This is a genomic window from Brevibacillus aydinogluensis (genome assembly GCF_961514395.1).
GTDB classification, from domain to species: Bacteria; Bacillota; Bacilli; order Brevibacillales; family Brevibacillaceae; genus Brevibacillus; species Brevibacillus aydinogluensis.
The window spans coordinates 2,756,741-2,775,528 of the sequence record NZ_OY569118.1 but is presented as its reverse complement, the minus strand read 5'-3'; the positions used below and the strand labels follow the sequence as shown (position 1 = coordinate 2,775,528).

General features: G+C 56.7%; 23 protein-coding genes. 19 read left to right on the top strand and 4 right to left on the bottom strand.

Annotated elements, in window-relative coordinates:
- The first annotated feature begins 16 nt into the window (after positions 1 to 16).
- Positions 17 to 595 (top strand): BofC C-terminal domain-containing protein, encoded by a 579-nt coding sequence (locus Q7F15_RS13715; protein ID WP_304414472.1) that lies wholly within the window; start codon positions 17 to 19, stop codon positions 593 to 595.
- A 30-nt stretch (positions 596 to 625) separates the two neighbouring features.
- Here Q7F15_RS13715 and Q7F15_RS13710 read toward each other — a convergent pair whose 3' ends face one another.
- Complete coding sequence (locus Q7F15_RS13710) at positions 626 to 1,408, bottom strand: hypothetical protein (protein ID WP_304414471.1); 783 nt, start codon at positions 1,406 to 1,408, stop codon at positions 626 to 628.
- On the bottom strand, positions 1,363 to 1,710 hold the full coding sequence (locus tag Q7F15_RS13705; protein ID WP_304414470.1) for a hypothetical protein: 348 nt from the start codon (positions 1,708 to 1,710) through the stop codon (positions 1,363 to 1,365). The genes Q7F15_RS13710 and Q7F15_RS13705 overlap by 46 nt, the downstream gene beginning before the upstream one ends.
- 133 nt (positions 1,711 to 1,843) lie before the next feature.
- Between Q7F15_RS13705 and Q7F15_RS13700 the strand changes: the two genes are divergently transcribed.
- The 12 genes from Q7F15_RS13700 (at position 1,844) to yajC (ending at position 11,045) form a co-directional block, all read left to right on the top strand.
- Positions 1,844 to 2,035 carry a hypothetical protein gene (locus tag Q7F15_RS13700; protein WP_171565455.1) on the top strand — a complete coding sequence of 64 codons (192 nt, stop codon included), beginning with the start codon at positions 1,844 to 1,846 and terminating at the stop codon, positions 2,033 to 2,035.
- Between the two features lie 129 nt (positions 2,036 to 2,164).
- Entirely contained in the window at positions 2,165 to 2,665 is a 501-nt protein-coding gene (gene ruvC, locus Q7F15_RS13695; RefSeq protein ID WP_171565454.1) for a crossover junction endodeoxyribonuclease RuvC, read from the top strand.
- On the top strand, positions 2,662 to 3,279 hold the full coding sequence (gene ruvA, locus Q7F15_RS13690; protein WP_171565453.1) for a Holliday junction branch migration protein RuvA: 618 nt from the start codon (positions 2,662 to 2,664) through the stop codon (positions 3,277 to 3,279). The genes ruvC and ruvA overlap by 4 nt, the downstream gene beginning before the upstream one ends.
- Positions 3,280 to 3,283: 4 nt before the next feature.
- Positions 3,284 to 4,282 carry a Holliday junction branch migration DNA helicase RuvB gene (gene ruvB / locus Q7F15_RS13685; RefSeq protein ID WP_171565452.1) on the top strand — a complete coding sequence of 333 codons (999 nt, stop codon included), beginning with the start codon at positions 3,284 to 3,286 and terminating at the stop codon, positions 4,280 to 4,282.
- Positions 4,279 to 4,497 carry a DUF2905 domain-containing protein gene (locus Q7F15_RS13680; protein ID WP_035300231.1) on the top strand — a complete coding sequence of 73 codons (219 nt, stop codon included), beginning with the start codon at positions 4,279 to 4,281 and terminating at the stop codon, positions 4,495 to 4,497. The genes ruvB and Q7F15_RS13680 overlap by 4 nt, the downstream gene beginning before the upstream one ends.
- A 105-nt stretch (positions 4,498 to 4,602) precedes the next feature.
- A complete protein-coding gene (locus Q7F15_RS20590; protein ID WP_368509239.1) occupies positions 4,603 to 4,977 on the top strand; it encodes a helix-turn-helix transcriptional regulator in 375 nt (124 codons plus the stop codon).
- Positions 4,893 to 5,909, top strand: a complete 1,017-nt coding sequence (locus tag Q7F15_RS13675; protein WP_304414469.1) for a transcriptional regulator — start codon at positions 4,893 to 4,895, stop codon at positions 5,907 to 5,909. Before Q7F15_RS20590 ends, Q7F15_RS13675 begins: the two co-directional genes overlap by 85 nt.
- 24 nt (positions 5,910 to 5,933) lie before the next feature.
- A complete protein-coding gene (locus tag Q7F15_RS13670; RefSeq protein WP_171565450.1) occupies positions 5,934 to 6,077 on the top strand; it encodes a hypothetical protein in 144 nt (47 codons plus the stop codon).
- A 273-nt stretch (positions 6,078 to 6,350) separates the two neighbouring features.
- The gene (locus tag Q7F15_RS13665; protein WP_304414468.1) at positions 6,351 to 8,432 is read left to right on the top strand and encodes a SpoIID/LytB domain-containing protein; all 2,082 of its coding nucleotides are present in this window, start codon (positions 6,351 to 6,353) and stop codon (positions 8,430 to 8,432) included.
- 42 nt (positions 8,433 to 8,474) lie between these two features.
- A complete protein-coding gene (gene queA / locus Q7F15_RS13660) occupies positions 8,475 to 9,503 on the top strand; it encodes a tRNA preQ1(34) S-adenosylmethionine ribosyltransferase-isomerase QueA (RefSeq protein WP_171565448.1) in 1,029 nt (342 codons plus the stop codon).
- Between the two features lie 96 nt (positions 9,504 to 9,599).
- On the top strand, positions 9,600 to 10,730 hold the full coding sequence (gene tgt, locus Q7F15_RS13655; protein WP_171565447.1) for a tRNA guanosine(34) transglycosylase Tgt: 1,131 nt from the start codon (positions 9,600 to 9,602) through the stop codon (positions 10,728 to 10,730).
- Positions 10,731 to 10,748: 18 nt separating this feature from the next.
- Complete coding sequence (gene yajC, locus Q7F15_RS13650) at positions 10,749 to 11,045, top strand: preprotein translocase subunit YajC (RefSeq protein WP_171565446.1); 297 nt, start codon at positions 10,749 to 10,751, stop codon at positions 11,043 to 11,045.
- A gap of 134 nt (positions 11,046 to 11,179) precedes the next feature.
- Here the strand turns inward: yajC and Q7F15_RS13645 are convergent, their stop codons facing one another.
- The gene (locus tag Q7F15_RS13645) at positions 11,180 to 11,554 is read right to left on the bottom strand and encodes a TIGR04086 family membrane protein (protein WP_171565445.1); all 375 of its coding nucleotides are present in this window, start codon (positions 11,552 to 11,554) and stop codon (positions 11,180 to 11,182) included.
- A 131-nt stretch (positions 11,555 to 11,685) separates the two neighbouring features.
- On the opposite strand from Q7F15_RS13645, the gene corA reads away from it, so the two are divergent.
- Together corA and Q7F15_RS13635 are read left to right on the top strand one after the other, a co-directional pair.
- Positions 11,686 to 12,663: a magnesium/cobalt transporter CorA gene (gene corA / locus Q7F15_RS13640; RefSeq protein ID WP_171565444.1), complete on the top strand. Its 978-nt coding sequence runs from the start codon at positions 11,686 to 11,688 to the stop codon at positions 12,661 to 12,663.
- Between the two features lie 95 nt (positions 12,664 to 12,758).
- Complete coding sequence (locus Q7F15_RS13635) at positions 12,759 to 13,472, top strand: DUF421 domain-containing protein (protein ID WP_230076721.1); 714 nt, start codon at positions 12,759 to 12,761, stop codon at positions 13,470 to 13,472.
- Positions 13,473 to 13,499: 27 nt separating this feature from the next.
- Here Q7F15_RS13635 and spoVB read toward each other — a convergent pair whose 3' ends face one another.
- The gene (gene spoVB / locus Q7F15_RS13630; protein WP_304414467.1) at positions 13,500 to 15,083 is read right to left on the bottom strand and encodes a stage V sporulation protein B; all 1,584 of its coding nucleotides are present in this window, start codon (positions 15,081 to 15,083) and stop codon (positions 13,500 to 13,502) included.
- A 96-nt stretch (positions 15,084 to 15,179) separates the two neighbouring features.
- Between spoVB and Q7F15_RS13625 the strand changes: the two genes are divergently transcribed.
- The 4 genes from Q7F15_RS13625 to Q7F15_RS13610 all read left to right on the top strand — a co-directional run bounded on the left by Q7F15_RS13625 (position 15,180) and on the right by Q7F15_RS13610 (position 18,763).
- Positions 15,180 to 15,419 carry a post-transcriptional regulator gene (locus Q7F15_RS13625; protein WP_171565441.1) on the top strand — a complete coding sequence of 80 codons (240 nt, stop codon included), beginning with the start codon at positions 15,180 to 15,182 and terminating at the stop codon, positions 15,417 to 15,419.
- A 170-nt stretch (positions 15,420 to 15,589) separates the two neighbouring features.
- Positions 15,590 to 16,828, top strand: coding sequence for a protein translocase subunit SecD (secD, locus tag Q7F15_RS13620; protein WP_212132928.1), 1,239 nt, complete (start codon positions 15,590 to 15,592; stop codon positions 16,826 to 16,828).
- A complete protein-coding gene (gene secF, locus Q7F15_RS13615; protein WP_171565439.1) occupies positions 16,818 to 17,750 on the top strand; it encodes a protein translocase subunit SecF in 933 nt (310 codons plus the stop codon). Before secD ends, secF begins: the two co-directional genes overlap by 11 nt.
- Before the next feature lie 68 nt (positions 17,751 to 17,818).
- Positions 17,819 to 18,763 (top strand): cation diffusion facilitator family transporter, encoded by a 945-nt coding sequence (locus Q7F15_RS13610; protein ID WP_304414466.1) that lies wholly within the window; start codon positions 17,819 to 17,821, stop codon positions 18,761 to 18,763.
- Positions 18,764 to 18,788 lie beyond the last annotated feature (25 nt).

Here is an 18,788-nt window from a genome sequence, read left to right as displayed (position 1 = left end):
GGAGTACATGGGTATCATGAGGCGGCATTGGTTGTTTTTCATGTCGTGGACAGCCGTGTTTGCCGTTGGTTTGGCCGGCGGCATTGCGGCAGGAGAATTGATCCGGGACCAAAACGGGAGCGGACTATCCTGGCTGGCTGTGGAGACAGGCGGATCACAGGAGACCGTGAACAAGTCGTACCAGCTGGTGCTGGCTCGCACCTACCTGTGCGGCGTAAAGGATGAAGAAATCAAACAGGTTCCGCACGAGCAACTGGCCCAAGCCCTGGTGGCGTACAGCGGGTGGGAGATTATCGCGTCCGATCCTGCCAAGCTGATCCTGTACAAGCGGGAGAACGATCTGGCTCCGTCGTGCAAGGCAAACGGATACTTCGGCTTGTCGCCCGATGGCGTGCTGACGTTGTTCAATGGCCTGCCGGCGGAGCAGCAGGTGGTGCAGACGTTTTACCGGATTGACACCGCAAAAATGGAAACAAAACTGACCAAGGATAAGCTGGAATCGTTGAAACGGGGCATCCGTGTCCGCGATCTGGCGGAGTACAACAGCGTGCTGTCCACGTACAGTGAGTTTCAGACAGACGAAGAAGAAAGTTGAGATGGGAGGCTGACCCGTTGCGGGCAGCCTTTACTCGTCGGCACAAATATCCGTGATTTTCCACGGGGTCCAGGGGGCGGTTCGGCACAAGTGAAACACCCAGCGCCCCTCTTTTTTCTTACCCTCGCTGTTGACGTATTCGAGGCGCACCGGAATCTCCACGGCGAGGATGTCGGCGGTATCGCCGGTCTGGATCTCCTCAGTCCGTTTGACATTGTCAATCTCCTGTAGAAAAGGGGGCAGCGCAAAGCCGTCCGTGGTCATGCGCAGTGTCTGCAAATCGTGTTCGTGCAAGGAAGTGAGAAAGTAGTCCACGAGTTGGTACGGCGAGGCGGCCATCACCGTTTCCGGCAGTTTTCCCGACGCCTTCAATATCATCAGGCTGTGACTGGGGTCCGGCTCCTTGCGCCGGTGCGTGGAACTGCCCGTAAAGTGGATGCAGAAATGACCGGGGAACTGGTTGCCGCGGATCGCGCCTGCCCCGTGCGGCATGCCGTGCATCGAGGCGGCGAGGTACGTGCCGTTCACCTTCACCAGGATCGCCCGACGCTTCCAGCTCCATTTGCCCTGGTAGATCTCTTTCATGATCCGGGTGTCCTCTTTGGTGAGCGGCTGCACGTCGGCGTGACGGCTGCCCGCCCGCCGCTGCACGCGAAACTGTTTTCCCGTCTCCAAGTCGATGACGGTGGCGTACCCCATTCGTTTGAACATGCGGCGCACTTCGCTCCAGTCAAGCGGTTTGCCGAAGTGGACCTGTTCCAGCCGGTTCACGTACCGATCCAGCTCAGCAGCCGCATCGTTGGGCAAGTGCACGGCAGCATGCCGGTTTTGGTCGTACAGGCGGCCGTCATACCCGTACAAAAACGTGCGGGAGCCGATGGAGACCGTTGCCCTGACGGGTTCGGGAGGGGGCTGGCAGGGCCGATCGGGCTGCGCAGGATGATTTGAGCCAGCCCGTTTTTTTGACGGATGGACAGCGTGGACAAAAAGTCGGCATTCGGTCCGACGCTGACGACAATCTGCAGTTCGGACGGGGGTGCGGCCGTTGCGGTCTGGAGGGGCTGCCACAGCAGCGCAGAGCAGAGGAATAATGTGACGATCAGGACATTACGCACGTCAGGACACCTCCGCGTAATAGTGTGCGCTGCCGGGCGCATCCCGCTTGCGAAGCAAATCTTGCCATCATATCATGCTGATGCTCACGCCAAACTGTTCTCATACGGCGCTTTAAGGAGGGGTCTTGCCAGCATGTCTTCGATGCCTCGAGGAAGCTACAAAGACCAGTTTCACCAGCGTTTGTATGTTCAATTGAACCAGGGGCACAACAAGCTCGACTATCGCCGGATCAACCAGATCCGCGAACAGATGCGTGAAAGCGTGGACGAATACGCGCACATGCTGCACGACGAAGCGGATGCACTGGGATTGAACAAGCACTAGGTGACGCCGTATGCAGTCCGATCCTGTGAAAGGGTCGGGCTTTTTCTTTTGCCGATGGAAATGCACGTTCGCTTTTTCTCCGCTTTGTGGTACAGTAGGAACAGAAACTTGAACGCGGAGAGTGGGCCCATGCGCATCATCGGTATCGACCCCGGCATTGCCATCGTCGGGTTTGGCATCTTGGAAAAACAGGGCAGTAAACTGCGCCCTGTACAGTACGGCAGCATTCAGACGGAGGCGGGCCTGCCGGTGCCGCTAAGGCTGAAACAGATCTTTGAAGCGATGCAGAGCCTGCTTGATACATACCGGCCGGATGAGATGGCCGTTGAGAAGCTGTTTTTCAACAAAAACGTCACGACCGCTTTTACGGTCGGGCAAGCGAGGGGAGTCATCCTGCTGGCCGCCGAGATGGCCGGCATTCCCGTTTACGAATACACGCCCATGCAGGTGAAGCAGGCGGTTACCGGCTATGGCGGAGCAGAAAAAAGGCAGATTCAGGAGATGACGCGAATGCTGCTCCGGTTGAAGGAGACGCCCAAGCCGGATGACGTCGCCGACGCACTGGGCATCGCCATCACCCACGCGCAGTTCCGCGCCTTTATTTCCCTTTCGGAAGGAGCACAACGATGATTGATTTTGTGGAAGGCACGCTGGCTTACCTGGATGCCGAGTACATCGTCATCGAAGCCGGCGGCATCGGCTATCGCCTCTTTTGTCCCAATCCGTACCAGTTCGTCCGGTACGAAGGGACGAAAACCAGGCTGTACACCCATCACCACGTCAGGGAAGACGCGATCCTGCTCTACGGGTTTGCCACGCGGGAGGAGCGCGACTTGTACCGCAAGCTGCTGGACGTCAACGGCATCGGCCCCAAAGGAGCGCTGTCCATCCTGGCCGCCGCGACGCCGGAACAGATCGTGATGGCTGTTCAACAGGAGAATGTCTCCTATCTGACGAAGTTCCCCGGAATCGGGAAAAAGACCGCGCAGCGGATGATCCTTGACTTGAAAGACAAGCTGACCGGCTACACGCCGTCGGCGGTCATGGCTGTTGCCGCGACGGAACTGGCGGCGGGCGAAAAGGCGGCGTCCGCGCTTCAGGAGGCGCAGGAGGCGTTGACGGCGTTGGGCTATTCCGACGCCGAGCTGCAGTCGATTCGCGGCGCCCTGTCCGAAGCGGCCAAGGGTGGCGCGCCGGTTGAGCAGTTGATCAAGCAGGGGCTTGCGCTGTTAATGAGGGGGTGAGGAGTTGGATCATCGCATCATTACGACGCAGATGCATGTGGAGGAGGATGCGGCGGAACTGAGCCTGCGTCCCCGCTATCTGAATGAATACATCGGACAGCAGCAGGTAAAGGATAATCTGAAGGTGTTCATCGAGGCGGCCAAAATGCGCAAGGAAGCGCTGGACCACGTCCTGCTGTACGGTCCCCCCGGCCTCGGCAAAACCACCTTGTCGCAAATCATCGCCAACGAGCTGGGGGTAAACATCCGCACCACCTCCGGTCCGGCGATCGAACGGCCCGGCGATCTGGCCGCGCTGCTCACCAATCTGCAGGAGGGCGATGTGCTCTTCATCGACGAGATCCATCGGCTCAACCGCAGCGTGGAAGAAGTGCTGTACCCGGCGATGGAGGACTTTGCCCTGGACATCGTCATCGGCAAAGGGCCGAGCGCACGCAGCGTCCGGTTGGATCTGCCGCCGTTCACGCTGGTCGGGGCCACCACCCGGGCGGGAATGCTGTCGTCTCCGCTGCGGGACCGCTTCGGCGTGGTCAACCGGCTGGAGTTCTACACCGTTCCCGAACTGACGTTTATTGTTACGCGGGCCGCCGACATTTTGCAGATCGGCATCACCGAGGGCGGCGCCGAAGAGATTGCCAAACGCTCGCGCGGAACACCCCGCGTAGCCAACCGGCTGTTAAAACGGGTCCGCGATTTCGCCCAGGTGCAGGGTGAGGGCGTGATTACCGCGGAGATAGCCCGGGAAGCGCTGGAGCGCTTGCAGGTGGATGCCTGCGGGCTGGACCACATTGACCACAAACTGTTGCTGGCGATCATCGACCGGTTTGACGGGGGGCCGGTCGGCTTGGACACAATCGCCGCTACCATCGGAGAGGAAGGGCAGACGATTGAGGACGTCTGCGAGCCGTACCTGCTGCAAATCGGCTTCATGCAGCGGACCCCCCGCGGCCGTGTGGTGACGCCGTTGGCCTATCAACACTTTGGTCGGGAGATGAAAGCGTGAATCCGGTAGCCAAACTGCTGATTATTGGAGGAGCCGTGCTGATCGCAATCGGTCTGTTGTGGCAGGTGGGCGGCCGCTTTCTGCCGCTCGGGCGCCTGCCCGGAGACATCGTGGTGGAAAAGGAAAACGTCAAGTTTTACTTTCCGATCGTCACCTGCATTGTGATCAGTATTCTGCTGTCGTTGGCCGGATACTTGTTCCGCCTGTTCAAATAGCCATGAAAGACGGAGCCTGCCCTTCAATTGAAGAGCAGGCTCTTTGTTTGATATAGCAGTAAAAATTCAACAAAATTAACAAAATATTTACAAAAATTATTTTTCATGGTACTCTGGCAACAGTATTTACAGATAATGGTTATATACTGTTTGGGGGGCGTACCAATGTCGTTTGCAGAGATGGTAAAGGAGTATCGCTATAAGGCGAACCTCTCGATAAGTGAATTGGCCGAGCTGACAGGTTTAAACAGAAGCGTACTGGCCCGGATTGAATCGGGAGAGACTAGGAGGCCCAGTTTTTCCACCTGTTGCAAAATCGCGTCCGCGCTCGACATCCCATATGATAAGATTATCTCGTTTTATTTGGGCGTTTCTGAGCGACCGGAGACGTTAAAATGTTGTTGTCCGAGGCTGTCGTCCGTACCAATCGACACATTGTCCGAAAAACGGCTAACAAGTTGTTGGAAACGCCGAGGCTAAACACGTTTCTCGCGCTGGATTACATTCTTCAGCAAGCTCGGGAGTCTGAAAACGAGGAAATCAAGCTGGCTCTTTACAACGTGATGATCGAATGCACGAAAAAGCGGGGCATCCCTTTTTATTTGGCGAAGGGGTTGTTCGAGCGGTATTTGATCGAGCGCTACGACTTCTCCCGATTGGAGGAGACATATCGTAGAGGGAAAGAGCTGTTGGTGTACATCGAATATCTGCAGCCATCGGAGCGCATAATCGCGTATTACCGTTTGGGACTTCAAGCATATGCACTCAAATACTTCGACGATTGTATCCATCTGTGCAGGCAGGGCATTGCGGAAGACGTAACCGAAAGTGAGTTGAAGGCCTCTGCCCTGCTTGCAATTACTAACTCTTACATAAACATGGGGGACTGTATTCTTGCAGAGTTGTATTTGAAAAAGTATGTAAATAACCCATTTGCAAATGCTAATAGAACTAAATACTATCTTGCTCAGATTCATGTAAAAAAGGGGGAATTTTCTGAAGGAATTGCTGGATTCAAAGAATGTCTGGTAGAAGCGGAACGCGAATCACGTATTGCCATTGCCACTGATTTGTTGGAAGTGTACCAGCAAATTGGAGACCATGAGGGGATAGAAGATCTGATAAAAAAAGAGGAGCAATTTTTACCCCAACAGATAAATACACCAAAAAAAGTGGAACATTTAGCGTTGTATTATAAACAAAAAGGCCTGCATCAATTGGCAAACGAAATGTTCGAGGAAGGTATTGAAAATTTGATACAAAGCGCTTCGTATTATCAGAAATTAGGTGCCTTTGCCTACGTAAACGAATGCATTGGTTCTATTTTTGTAGCACATCGTCAATTCGGTAAAGTATTGTCTGAAGGAATTATGGAAATGTTGGAGAAATTGTGCCAACGTAATTGTAAGTAGGAATATAGATTGGAGGTAGACCTTATGAAGAAAATCTTCTCGGCAGTACTGATCACGATTGTAACGGTGGGTATGTTTACTCCGGCTTTTCCAATCCTGAAAGAACGTGTTTCAAATAGTCACCAAGGTGCCGTCATTACTATTCATGATGACGATCCGGGATATTAATTTTATAACCACCAAAAATAAGGTGGCGATGCCAGTTATTTCAAATCTAAATAGTTATAGAAGCAAATGTCTAGAACAACCGTACGGGTTTCCGATTAACAAAAGCCGACGTCCTTTATCCGACGTCGGCTTACTTCTTGTTTCCCGTAAAAATCCTCTTCCGGTTCCAAATTCGCAAACGGGGCAGGAAAAATCGCGATTTTGTCGAAAAACATGGGAGTTGATGCCATTTTTCGACGCGCAACAAAACATCGGAGAGGAAGGACGAGCGGCATGTGCAAGCGTTGGATGGGGAAAATCCTTACGGCCGGCCTGCTGTCGGCGACGCTTCTGACGGGACAGGTTCCCGTGGAAGCAGCCGACTCCAACATCAGGGTCGCGCTGTTTATTGATACTGGACAAGGATACCGCGGAGTGGTGCCGGCAGTGACGCTGACCAGCGGCACTGGATTGGAGGTAACGCTCAGTGGCAGCGAGGGAGCGGTAAAACTGCCTGCCTTGGGGGGAAATGCGGCGCGTTTTCGCACCGACGAATATCACCTGCTGGTGACGGAAACGAGTGACCTCAACCGGGCTCAGCAAGTGGCGCAGCAGCTCAGCCAGCGCAAGTGGGACGCTTCCATTCAGGCGGTCCAGCGGGGCGGACAGACGCTGTACCAGGTGGTCAGCGGCACGTATGACACGTATCAGGCGGCGGCAGCCCAGGCCCAAACAGTCGCTCAGGCAACCGGGCAGCAGTCGGCGGTCAAAGGACCGATGAGACTGGAAGCGGGCCGCTTCGGCAGTTGGCAGCAGGCGTTGGATGCACAGCAGGCGCTGGCTGGCGCAGGTCTTCCGGCGTACCCGGTGCTGGTGGCGGACAATGGCAAGCTGGAGTACGCCGTGTGGATCGGAGACGAAGTGAGCCAGGACGCTGTCCAGAGCCTGGCGCAAAAAGCGGCGGCGGCCAGACCCGGCTATTCCTACCGGGCAGCGGCGAGCCGTGCGTATGCGGTGCTGAAAAAGGACGTGTACGGTTCCGAGACCATATGGAAATACGCGTTCTCGCCGCAAGCCAGGCTGATCGTGGAGCCGAAAAAGGGAGGTGCCCTGCCGCTGATCGGCGTGGAGGAGCGGGACCAGCGCAAGTATCGGGGAAAAATCGAGCTGTCCGAGTACAACGGGCATCTGACGGTCGTGAATGAACTGCCGCTGGAGCAGTACTTGTACGGCGTGGTCGGATCAGAAATGGCTGCGGGCTGGCCGCTGGAAGCGCTCAAGACGCAGGCTGTCCTGGCCCGTACGAGGGCGATCAGCCAAGGGAACAAATACGGCGTGGCCAACGTATCTGACACTGTGTACGAGCAGGCGTACTACGGGTACGGGCGCGAGTCTGCCGACATCCGCCAGGCCGTCGACGAGACGGCAGGCGAAGTAATCAGGTACAGAGGAAAACTGGTTGAATCCCTGTACTATTCCAACGCAGGCGGCATGACCGCCGACGGCACGGAAGCGTGGGGCAATCCTGTTCCCTACCTTCGTCCCGTGCCCAGTGAAGACCGCGGACCGCTGGAAACGGCCAACCGCTGGTACTACGTGGCGCTGACGGACGGCACCCTGGGATATGTGCGCAGCGACCTCATCCGGCTGAACGGGGGCGTCAATCCTGTGGGATTGAAGCAGGCCGTGATCGCGACGGAGGGGACCAACCTGCGGTCCGGTCCCAGCACCACTTACCACCGCGTGCTCACCACGCTGCCCGCAGGGACGCAGGTGACGATCATCCGGGAGGAAGCGGAAGAAAATGCCTACGCTTGGACGCGCGGACCGTTTACAGGGCAAGAAGTGGCGGCGATGGTCAACGCCAGTCAGGACCGCAACAAAGCGCAGCGGGTCGGCGAAACAGTGGAGTCGCTTGTCGTCACCGAACGGGGGCCGTCGGGTCGTGTGCTGGAAATGGAGGCGAACGGCGTGACGCTCAAGGTGTCGTCGCCGGACGCGCACCGCTCCATATTCACACAGGGCGGCGGCAGTTTGCGCAGCACCAAGTTTGACGTGGAGGAAATGGGGACGTTTACGGTGTTGGGCGCGGACGGCAAACGGCGCGAGTACACGCGTGGCGGCAGCGTGGCGGTGCTCGGGGCTGACGGTTGGGAGTCGCCCTCGACCAACGGCTACAGCGACCAGTTCCTGATTTACAGCGGTGATGGCGATTGGCGCACGCTCAGCAAGCAGCCGATGTTCCTGTTCCGCGGCTACGGCTTTGGCCACGGCCTCGGCGTATCTCAATACGGGGCGAAAGCGATGGCGGAAAACGGGTATGACTATAAACAAATCTTGCAACACTACTACCAGGATGTGACAATTGAGCGGTGATCCCGTCACGGCTCGTTGGACTGCAGATGAGGAGTCGGAATTGTGGACGTACAACTTTTTGATTTTGAACTGCCAGAGCGGCTGATTGCACAGCATCCCCTGAAGGATCGCACGGCGTCGCGACTGCTTGTCCTCGACAAGCGGACAGGGGAGCTGACACACCGCCGCTTTACGGATTTGGTGGAGTACCTGCGGCCGGGCGACGTGCTGGTGCTAAATGACAGCCGCGTGCTGCCCGCGCGCCTGATCGGCGAAAAGAGCGGAACGGGAGCGAAAATAGAAGTGCTCCTGCTCAAGTCGCTTGGCGGCGACCGCTGGGAGACACTGGTCAAGCCGGGCAAGCGGGTAAAGCCGGGGACGGAAGTGGTCTTTGGCGATGGACTGCTGCGCTGTGTCTGCGAAGAAGTGACGGAGACCGGCGGGCGCATTGTCCGTTTTCACTACGACGGGATTTTTTACGAGATACTGGACCAACTCGGCACCATGCCGCTGCCGCCGTACATCCACGAGCAGCTGGAAGACCAGGAGCGCTACCAGACCGTGTATGCCCGTGAACGGGGGTCGGCGGCCGCACCGACGGCAGGCCTTCATTTTACCGAGGAGTACCTGCGGCAGATCGCGGAAAAGGGCGTCGAGATTGCGTATGTCACGCTGCACGTCGGATTGGGCACGTTCCGCCCGGTCACCGCTGATGTCGTGGAAGAGCATGTGATGCACGCCGAGTATTACGAGATTCCGCCGGAGACCGCCGAGACGGTCAACCGGGCCAAGGCGGAAGGCAGGCGTGTGATTGCGGTCGGCACCACCGCCTGCCGGACGCTGGAGACGGTGGGCGGCATGCATGACGGCAGGCTGGCGGCCGGATCGGGCTGGACGGACATCTTCATCTATCCGGGTTACGAGTTCCGGATTATCGACGGCCTGTTGACCAACTTCCACCTGCCCAAGTCAACGCTGGTCATGCTGGTCAGCGCGCTGGCCGGCAGGGAAAACGTGCTGCGGGCATATCGAACTGCGATTGCCGAGGAATACCGCTTTTTCAGTTTCGGAGATGCCATGCTGATTTTGTAATGCCGGGGCTTGTCCCCCGGTTTTTCCTTGTGAAAAGCTGCCAGTTTCTATATAATAGGTGAGAATTACATCCAGAGTTTGAGGAGTGCACACAGATTGGCTGTACGCTACGAATTGATCAAAACCTGCAAGCAGACAGGGGCACGGCTCGGCAAGCTGCATACGCCGCACGGGACGATTGACACCCCTGTGTTCATGCCGGTGGGAACGCAAGCGACCGTCAAGGCGATGAGTCCGGAGGAACTGAAGGAGATCGGTGCCGGCATCATCCTGAGCAACACCTATCACCTGTTTCTTCGGCCCGGTCATGAAATTGTCCGGGAGGCAGGCGGTTTGCACGGTTTCATGAACTGGGATCGGGCGATTTTGACCGATTCCGGCGGATTTCAGGTGTTTAGCCTGAGCAATTTGCGCAAGATTACGGAAGAAGGCGTTTTCTTTCGCTCCCATCTGAACGGAGAAAAGCTGTTTATCGGACCGGAAGAAGCGACGCAGATACAAAATGCGCTCGGCGCCGACATCTTCATGGCGTTTGACGAGTGCGCGCCGTACCCGGCTGAATACGATTACGTGAAGCAGTCGATGGAGCGGACCACGCGCTGGGCGGAGCGCTGTCTGAAAGCCCACACCCGGCCGAATGACCAGGCGCTGTTTGGCATCGTGCAGGGAGGCATGTACAAGGATTTGCGCGAGCAGAGCGCCCGCGACCTTGTCTCGCTCGATTTCCCCGGGTACGCGGTTGGGGGATTGAGTGTCGGTGAACCGTTTTCATTAATGTACGAGGTGCTGGAGCATACGGTGCCGCTGCTGCCGTCCAACAAGCCGCGCTACCTGATGGGCGTAGGTTCACCGGACGCGCTGATTGAGGGAGCGATTCGCGGCATCGACATGTTTGACTGTGTGCTGCCCACCCGCATTGCCCGCAACGGGACATGCATGACAAGCCAGGGGCGGCTGGTGATCCGCAACGCCAAGTACGCCCGCGACTTCACCCCGCTGGACCCGAACTGCGACTGCTACACCTGCAAAAACTACACGCGCGCTTACATCCGTCATCTGATCAAGGCAGACGAAATCTTCGGCGTCCGGCTCACCACGTATCACAACCTGTATTTTCTGGTAAAGCTGATGGAACAGGTGCGTCAGGCGATTGCCGAAGACCGGCTGCGCGATTTTCGCGATCAGTTTTTCGCTCAATACGGATTGAGTGAAGATAGATCTTTCTAAGAAAAAAGGAGGACAATCATGCAACAACTGCAAGGCTTTTTGCCCATCATCATCATGTTTGTGATCTTCTATTTTCTGCTGATCCGCCCGCAGCAGAAGCGGCAGAAACAGCGCAACGCCATGCTGGCTTCGCTGAAAAAGGGTGATAAAGTCGTAACCATCGGCGGTATCCACGGCACGATTCAGGATTTGACGGACGATACCGTCACGCTGCGAATTGCCCACAACGTCCACGTTACGTTTGACCGCGGTGCCGTTAACAACGTAGTCTCCGCCAGCGAACCGGCTGCGGAATCGAAGGAAGAGTCAAAATAAGTTTTCATCCACGCGAAAACATCCGGCTACCTCAATGGTGCCGGATGTTTTTTACGTTGGCTGCCTGTCGCATGCGGGGGAAAGACCGGGTGATGCCCGCGGCTTCGGTCACGTAAAACCCTTCCGTAAATTGCTTAGTACCGCTTGGAAACGGAGTTGACGCCGAATATGCCGCCGACAGCCGCTGTCACAAACGCGCCCAGCAGGTACAACAGGGTGCTCCACTGCATGGTCGCATCAAAGCCCAAAAACCCGATCAACAGCACGAGCAGGAAGTAAGACAGACCGGTCAGCCCGCCGTAGTACCAGCCTTTTCCTCCGCAGCGCCGTCCTGTCACATAGCCGCCCAACAAGAGGCCCAGCGCGTTGATGGTGTAGGTGAAATACGGCAGGGTGCTTTCGCGTATGTTGGTAAAGGACAGCAGCAGGGCGGCCAGGAGAGCGCCCGTCAGCACCAGACCGAGCGTGTATAAGAGACCTGTAAATACCGAGGTGGTAGCACTCCGCACGGATAACCCTCCTCACTGGTCAGTTTGTACCATCTATATGAGGGGCTTGGGCGGCGTATTCATCTTCGCGTTGAACATCGGAAGGAATTTTCGTATGATGGATGAGGAACCAGACGGGGGGTGAGGAATGCGTGATCAAGACTTACTTTTACAACCACTCGGAGCAGAAGATGTACCACGATGTCGACCTGAGCAAAAAGGACGAATGGCTGAAGTCACCGGAAGATTTGCTTTGGATTGACCTGTACGATGTGGGGAACAATGAACTTCAGTACATTGCCAAGATCTTTGATTTCCACCCGCTGGCGATTGAAGACTGTCTGCACGTCAGCCCGCGTGCCAAGGTAGACAAGTACGACGACTACTACTTTTTCGTGTTTCATGCGCTGCGCTACAACGAAGAGAGCGACGACGAAATCACCACGGTGGAACTGAACGTTTTTCTCGGTCCCAACTACATCGTGACGATTCACAAATCGCCGATGAACACGATCGGCCGAATCGCGGCCATGTGCCACCGGAACATCTCCTATCTGAACCGCGGCCCCGACTACCTGCTGTACGCGATCGTGGACGGCATCACCGACGAGTACTTCCCGATCATGGACAGGATCAGCGTGCGGATCGACGAGCTGGAAGACGAGATCTTCGAGCACAGGATGGAGGAGATCACGGAAGAGTTTCTGGCGCTGAAGCGAACGATTATTTTGATTCGTCGCGTGATATTGCCACAAAAGCGGATTTTCGCCAATGTCAATGGACGCTATTCGTTTGACATATCCGAGGAAAACGTTCCGTTCTACAGCGACCTGACGGATCACCTGGAGCGGATTGCCGACTCCACGGAGACGTTCCGCGACCTGGTCAACGGCGCGCTGGACACGTACTACACGATCATCAGCGCCAAGACTACCGAGACGATGCGCGTGCTGACGATCATCTCCACGATCATTCTGCCGCTGACGTTCATCACCGGCCTGTTTGGAATGAACACGTTCAGTTGGCTGGGCCCGGGGGCGGAGCCGTACATGTTGATCATCGCCCTCGTCGTCATGATCGGCATGACCTTTGCCATGCTGCACATTTTCCGCAAGCGAAAGTGGCTGTAGCACAGCCGGGGTGCGTTTAGTCAAAATTGGCGCTTATACACGTACGGCCTCTCGCGGAGACTAACCACAAACTCTGCGTGGGGAGGCCGACGGAAATGGAAGATCTGACAATCGCGCTGATGCGCACACTGTTTTCCTACTTCTTCCTTTTGGTTCTGCTGCGCCTCATGGGCAAGCGGGAATTGGGGAAACTGTCCGTATTTGACATCGTCATCTCCATCATGTTGGCAGAGATGGCAGTATTGGCGATTGAAGAGATCGACAAGCAGGCGTTCCTGTTCTACGTCCCGATGCTGCTGATCGGACTGCTGGAAATCGGCATGGCGTATCTGTCGATGAAAAACAAGAAGTTTCGCGACGTGGTTGGCGGTTCGGCCGACTTAATCATAGAAAATGGCCAGATTCGTGAAGACGCGATGCGGCGCAACCGGCTCTCTTTTGACGACCTGATGGTTCACCTGCGGCAGAAGAACATCAAGAACCTGGCGGACGTGGAATTTGCCCTCATGGAACCGACCGGGCAGATGAGCGTCTTTCTCAAACAGTCGAAGCAGCCGCTGACCCGGGAAGACCTGAATCTACCGGACCCAAAGCCGCTGGGTGAGGTGACGTTTTCGGGCCTGCCGATCCCGCTGATCCTGGACGGACAGGTGCGGGAGGAGGCGCTGCGAAAAATCGGCCAGAACAAGCTGTGGCTGAAACGGGAAATCCGCAAGTACGGCATCAAGGACATCCGCGATGTCTCGTTCTGCAGCATTGACGAGCGCGGGATCATCTATCTGGACACCAAGGACAAACGGCAGCGTTAACGTACCAAGGCGTCAGCGCCGTGGCAATCAGCGCCGCGGGAAAAAGATGGCCAATTGCTCGCCGATCCAGGGAATGCGCTGGACGTCCTGTTTGCCGAGAATCCGCATCGCCACGAGCAGCACCATGTACAAAAGCGTGCTGGCGGCAGAGCAGACGAGCAGCGGCAAGATGACCGTCGCGGTGTCGGCAAACCAGTGAGCAGCCATGTACGAACCGGCGTATCCCATCGCCACCATCGCCGCGCCGATCTTGCACAGCTCCAGCACGTTCACGGTAAAACCGATCACCTTGACCAGGCTGGCGAGGTGCAGGAGCGTGACCAACGTGATGTTGATGTTAAGCGCGATCACCGCTCCGTGAATGCCGAACGGGGGCTGAATCGTGAAGACAAACATCGCAACCGTCTTGACAACAGCGCCGATCAGCGTGTTGCGAAACACCACCTGTGCGTAATCAAGCCCTTGCAGCGCAGCCGCCAGCGGCGCCTGAAAAAAGAGGAAGACGGAAAACGGCGCCATCTCCTTCAACAGCAGTCCCACGTCCGGGTTTTTGTAAAGCAGCCCGCAGAGCGGTTCGGCAAAAATGTACAGCAGGACGGTACACGGTGCTCCGATGACGAGTGTAATCCGCATCGCCTGATAGATGCGCCGATGCACGAGTGGGGCATTTTTTTGATAGGACGCTTCCGCCACGGCAGGAACGAGCGAAACGGACAAGGAATAGGTTAAAAACGTGGGAAACAAGAGCAAAGGGACGGCCATCCCGGCGAATTGACCGTACTGGCTGGTCGCCACCGTCGTCGAGAGTCCGGACATCACCAGGGCAAATGGCACGATCATCGGCTCCAGCACATAGGCGATCGAGCCGACGATCCTGCTCAGGGTGACGGGCAGCGATACGCTGAACAACTGGCGCAGGCTTTCGCGGCTCTGAGAAAAAACAGTCAGCAGCGGCTGTTCCCAGATGCGGGCCGCCGTGTTGCGGCTGGAACGCCGGTACTGCCAGAGAATGTACATGAGGCCGGCCGCTTCGCCGAACACGATGCTGCCGACGGCGCCTGCGGTGGCGTATTGAATACCAAACGGCAGGAAGGCGAGCGTCATAACGACCACTGTCCCCATGCGGACCACTTGCTCCACCAACTGCGAGACGGCTGTCGGCGTCATGTTGTGTTTGCCTTGAAAATAGCCGCGCAGCACCAGCGAAATGCTGGCGATCGGGATGACCGGCACCGCGGCCAAGAGGACGATATCGGCCCGGGCATCGGCAAACAGCATTTGTGAGATGCGCCCGGACAGCGCAAGCAACAGCGCGCACAGGATCAGGCTGATACCCCCGGCGACCGCCAGCGCCAGCAGCAGGAACCGGCGGCTCTGCCGGCTGTCCTGAGCCGCCTCCGTTTCCGCCACCTGTTTGGCGATGGCGACGGGCAGTCCAAACGTGGTCACTGTGATGAGAAAGTACAGCAGGGGAACCACCATCTGGTACAAGCCCATCCCTTCCGCGCCGATCAATCGCGACAGGACGATGCGGTTGGCAAAGCCGAGCACCTTGGTCACACCGCCCGCGATGATGAGGATGACCGTTCCATAAAAGAAAGACTGTCTCATGGCAGGCTCCTTTACCGCCCAAATTTCGTGAACAGTTCGTACTATAAGAATATGGACGTGCCGCTTGCGGCATGACTACTTTGAGGGGGAGAGCAGATGGACGAGCAGCGCAAACGGGAATGGTACGCACAGGTGGCCGGCCTGTGCGAAAGCAAGGCAGAGGAATTCGCCCTGCTCGGCTACGAAAACGTCACGGCGGAGGACGTCTGGGAGTGCGTCACAGCTGCATACAAGGACATTCCGCCCCTGCATCGCCTGGTCAACGACATCCTGTCGCTGAAACCGACCAAGTACATGAACTGGTTGATGCTGCAAATGTACAAGCAATCCCAGTGAAACTTTTCCCCTTGCCATTCGTAACAGTTGGCTGATGCGAAGAAAAGGGGATGGTTGCCATGGTGTTACTTTCCAGCAAAAATTGACACGTTTTTTTCCACTTCGCTATAATGGGCATATTGGTTTGCGTCTTCTGACCGAACCCTGGAAGGAAAGAGGGGTATTACTACATGATCAAATGGGGAAGATTCCTCCTGTTTTTGGTCGTTGTGGGCATGTTGGCCACGCTCATCACCACGACGACCCAGCAGGTGGCAGGCAACATCCGGCTTGGTTTGGACCTGCAGGGCGGCTTTGAGATTCTCTACGTCGTAGAGCCGCTGGAGCCAAACCAACAAGTGGATATGGAATTGTTGAAAGCGACCGCGGGCATGGTCGAAAAGCGGGTCAACATCGGGGGAGTGACGGAACCCGTGATTGAGACCGAGTTGCCCAACCGCATCCGCGTCAAGATTGCGTCGGAAAAGGCCAATCAGGACGAACTGCGCGAGTTGATCGGCAAACCGGCGGTGCTGGAGTTCCGCGACGAAAACGGCAACGTTCTGCTGCGCGGAAGCGACCTCGCCTCGGGCGGTGCGGGCGTCGGATACGACGATCTGAAACGTCCCGTCGTGACGTTGAAAATTTCCGACCCGAAAAAGCTGGAAGACATTACCCGGGCCAATCTGGGCAAACCGATGGCCATTTACCTGGACGACAACATGCTGACCAATCCGGTCATTCAAAACGTGATTACCGGCGGAAACGCCCAGATTTCCGGCAACTTCACCCAGGAGTCGGCGCAGGAACTGGCTGACATTCTCAACTCGGGTGCCCTGCCGGCAAAACTGATCGAGAAGCAGGTGACATCGGTCGGGGCGTCGCTCGGTACGCTGGCGCTGCAAAAAACGATTTACGCCGGCTACGTGGGTGCCGCGCTGATCATCGTGTTCATGCTGGTGGTGTACCGATTGCCCGGTCTGATCGCCAACATCACACTTGTCGCGTTTACCTACTTCTGTCTCGTCGTGCTTGACTGGATGGACGCGACGCTCACCCTGCCGGGGATCGCCGGTTTCATCCTCTCCGTCGGGATGGCGGTAGACGCCAACATTATTACCTACGAACGCATTCAGGAAGAAATTCGCTCCGGAAAGACGATCCTGTCTGCATTCCGTGCGGGGGAACGCCGTTCGTTGATCACGATCATCGACGCGCACGTGACCACGCTGATCGCGACAGCGGTGCTGTTCTACTTCGGGACAAGCTCCATCCAAGGGTTTGCGATCGTGCTGGCCATGACGCTGATCGTCAGCGTCATCACCAACGTGTTTGGTTCCCGCTTCCTGCTGTGGCTGCTCGTTCGTTCCAACATGATCAAGAAGCCGTTCTGGTTCGGGGTAAAGGAGAGTGAGATCGGTGAGCTCTAAACGACACGAAGATATTGTCAAGTTTGACATCGTCAAAAACCGGCGGAAATTTTTCCTCTTTTCCGGTATCATTCTCGTCCTGGGCCTGCTCGTCACACTGTTTATGGGCTTGAACCTGGGTGTCGACTTCAAAGCGGGGACCCGACTCGACATCTACATTGGGAAGGAGTTTAATCCATCCGACGTGGAACAGCTGATCAAGCAACACGTGCCGGATACCGTCTTCACCCCTGTGACGCCCTATGGCGATCATCAGGCACAGACCCGTTTTGACCAGACAGTGGACGCCGAAAAGCTGAAATCGTTGGAAAAGGCGCTGAAGGAAAAGTACGGGCCGCAGGTAACCAAGCAGGAAGCGACGGTTGATCCGAGCATCGCCCGTGAACTGGTGCGAAAGGCGGCGATTGCCGTGTCGATTGCCGGCGTCGGGATCATCGTATACATCGCGATCCGTTTCCAACTGCTGTTTGGCATCGCCTGCATCATCGGTCTGATCCACGACGTGCTGGTTCCGATCGCGCTGTTCTCCGTGTTCCGGCTGGAAGTTGATTTGACGTTCATTGCGGCGATTTTGACAATTGTTGGTTATTCAATCAACGACACGATCGTAATTTTTGACCGGATTCGGGAAAACCTAAGAACGATGAAGTCCAAAACCGTGGAAGACCTGGAGCACCTGGTCAACGTCTCCCTGTGGCAGACGATGCGCCGCTCCATCTTTACGGTGGCGACGGTGTTCTTCACCGCCCTGGCGCTTGCCGCTCTGGGCAGTGAAAGCATCCGCAACTTCTCGCTGGCCCTGATTTTTGGTCTGGTGAGCGGGACGTATTCGTCCATCTTCATTGCCGCTCAGGTATGGGTGGCCCTGAAAGAACGGGAAATGAAAAAGAAGCGTTTTTCTCCGGCTCCGAATGAGGGCTGAGTGACGAAACCGCGGGGGAGCTTCCCCGCGGTTTTTTTCTCTCCACCATACTTCCCGCGAAAGGGGCGATGGCTGTGGATAACCGTTTGGCCAAGGCGCAGTTTGGCGCTTGGGTGGGAATTGTTGGCAACCTGGCGCTGGCCGCAGTCAAGCTGCTGATCGGCTGGCTGGCCAAATCGCAGGCGCTGATTGCCGATGCAGTCCATTCCGCCTCCGATGTGGTCGGGTCGGTGGCTGTCCTGATTGGACTAAGGGCCGCGGAGCGTCCGCCCGACGAAGATCACCCGTACGGACATGGAAAGGCGGAATCCGTGGCGGCGATCATCGTCTCCGTTCTGTTGGCGCTGGTCGGCGTAGAAATCGGCTCAGCGTCGGTCAAATCACTGTTCGCTCCGTTGGAACCGCCGGGCATGGCGGCCGCCTGGGCGGCTGTCGGCTCGATGATTGTCAAGGAGTGGATGTTTCGCTACAAGTATAATCTGGGCAAAAAGCTGAACAGCGCGTCGCTGATCGCCAACGCCTGGGAACACCGTTCCGACGTCTATTCCTCGTTCGCCGCGTTGATCGGGATTGGCGGTGCAATCCTCGGCGGCCGCTTTGAGATCTCCTGGCTTTTGTACCTGGACCCGATCGCCGGCATTTTCGTCTCTGCGCTGGTGTTGAAGATGGCCTACCGCATTTTGATGGAATCGATTCACAGCACGCTCGATCACGTGCTTCACGAAGAGGAGACGGTAGAGCTGCGCCGAGTCATCGAGGCAGTGCCCGGCGTGAAGCGGATTGATTCGTTTCGCGCGCGTGAACACGGCCACTACCAGATTGTCGACGTAAAGATCGGCGTCGATCCCCACATCACCGTGGAAGCGGGCCACCGGATCGCCAAACAGGTCAAGCGGGAACTGATGGATCAATTCTCTGACGTACGCGACGTGTTTGTGCACGTCAACCCGTACGATCCCCGCCCCGAGGAAACACCGGTGAATGATCAGCCGCCACCGGACGATCAGGCGTAAGTGTTCGCCAGTTGTCAGTCTCCCG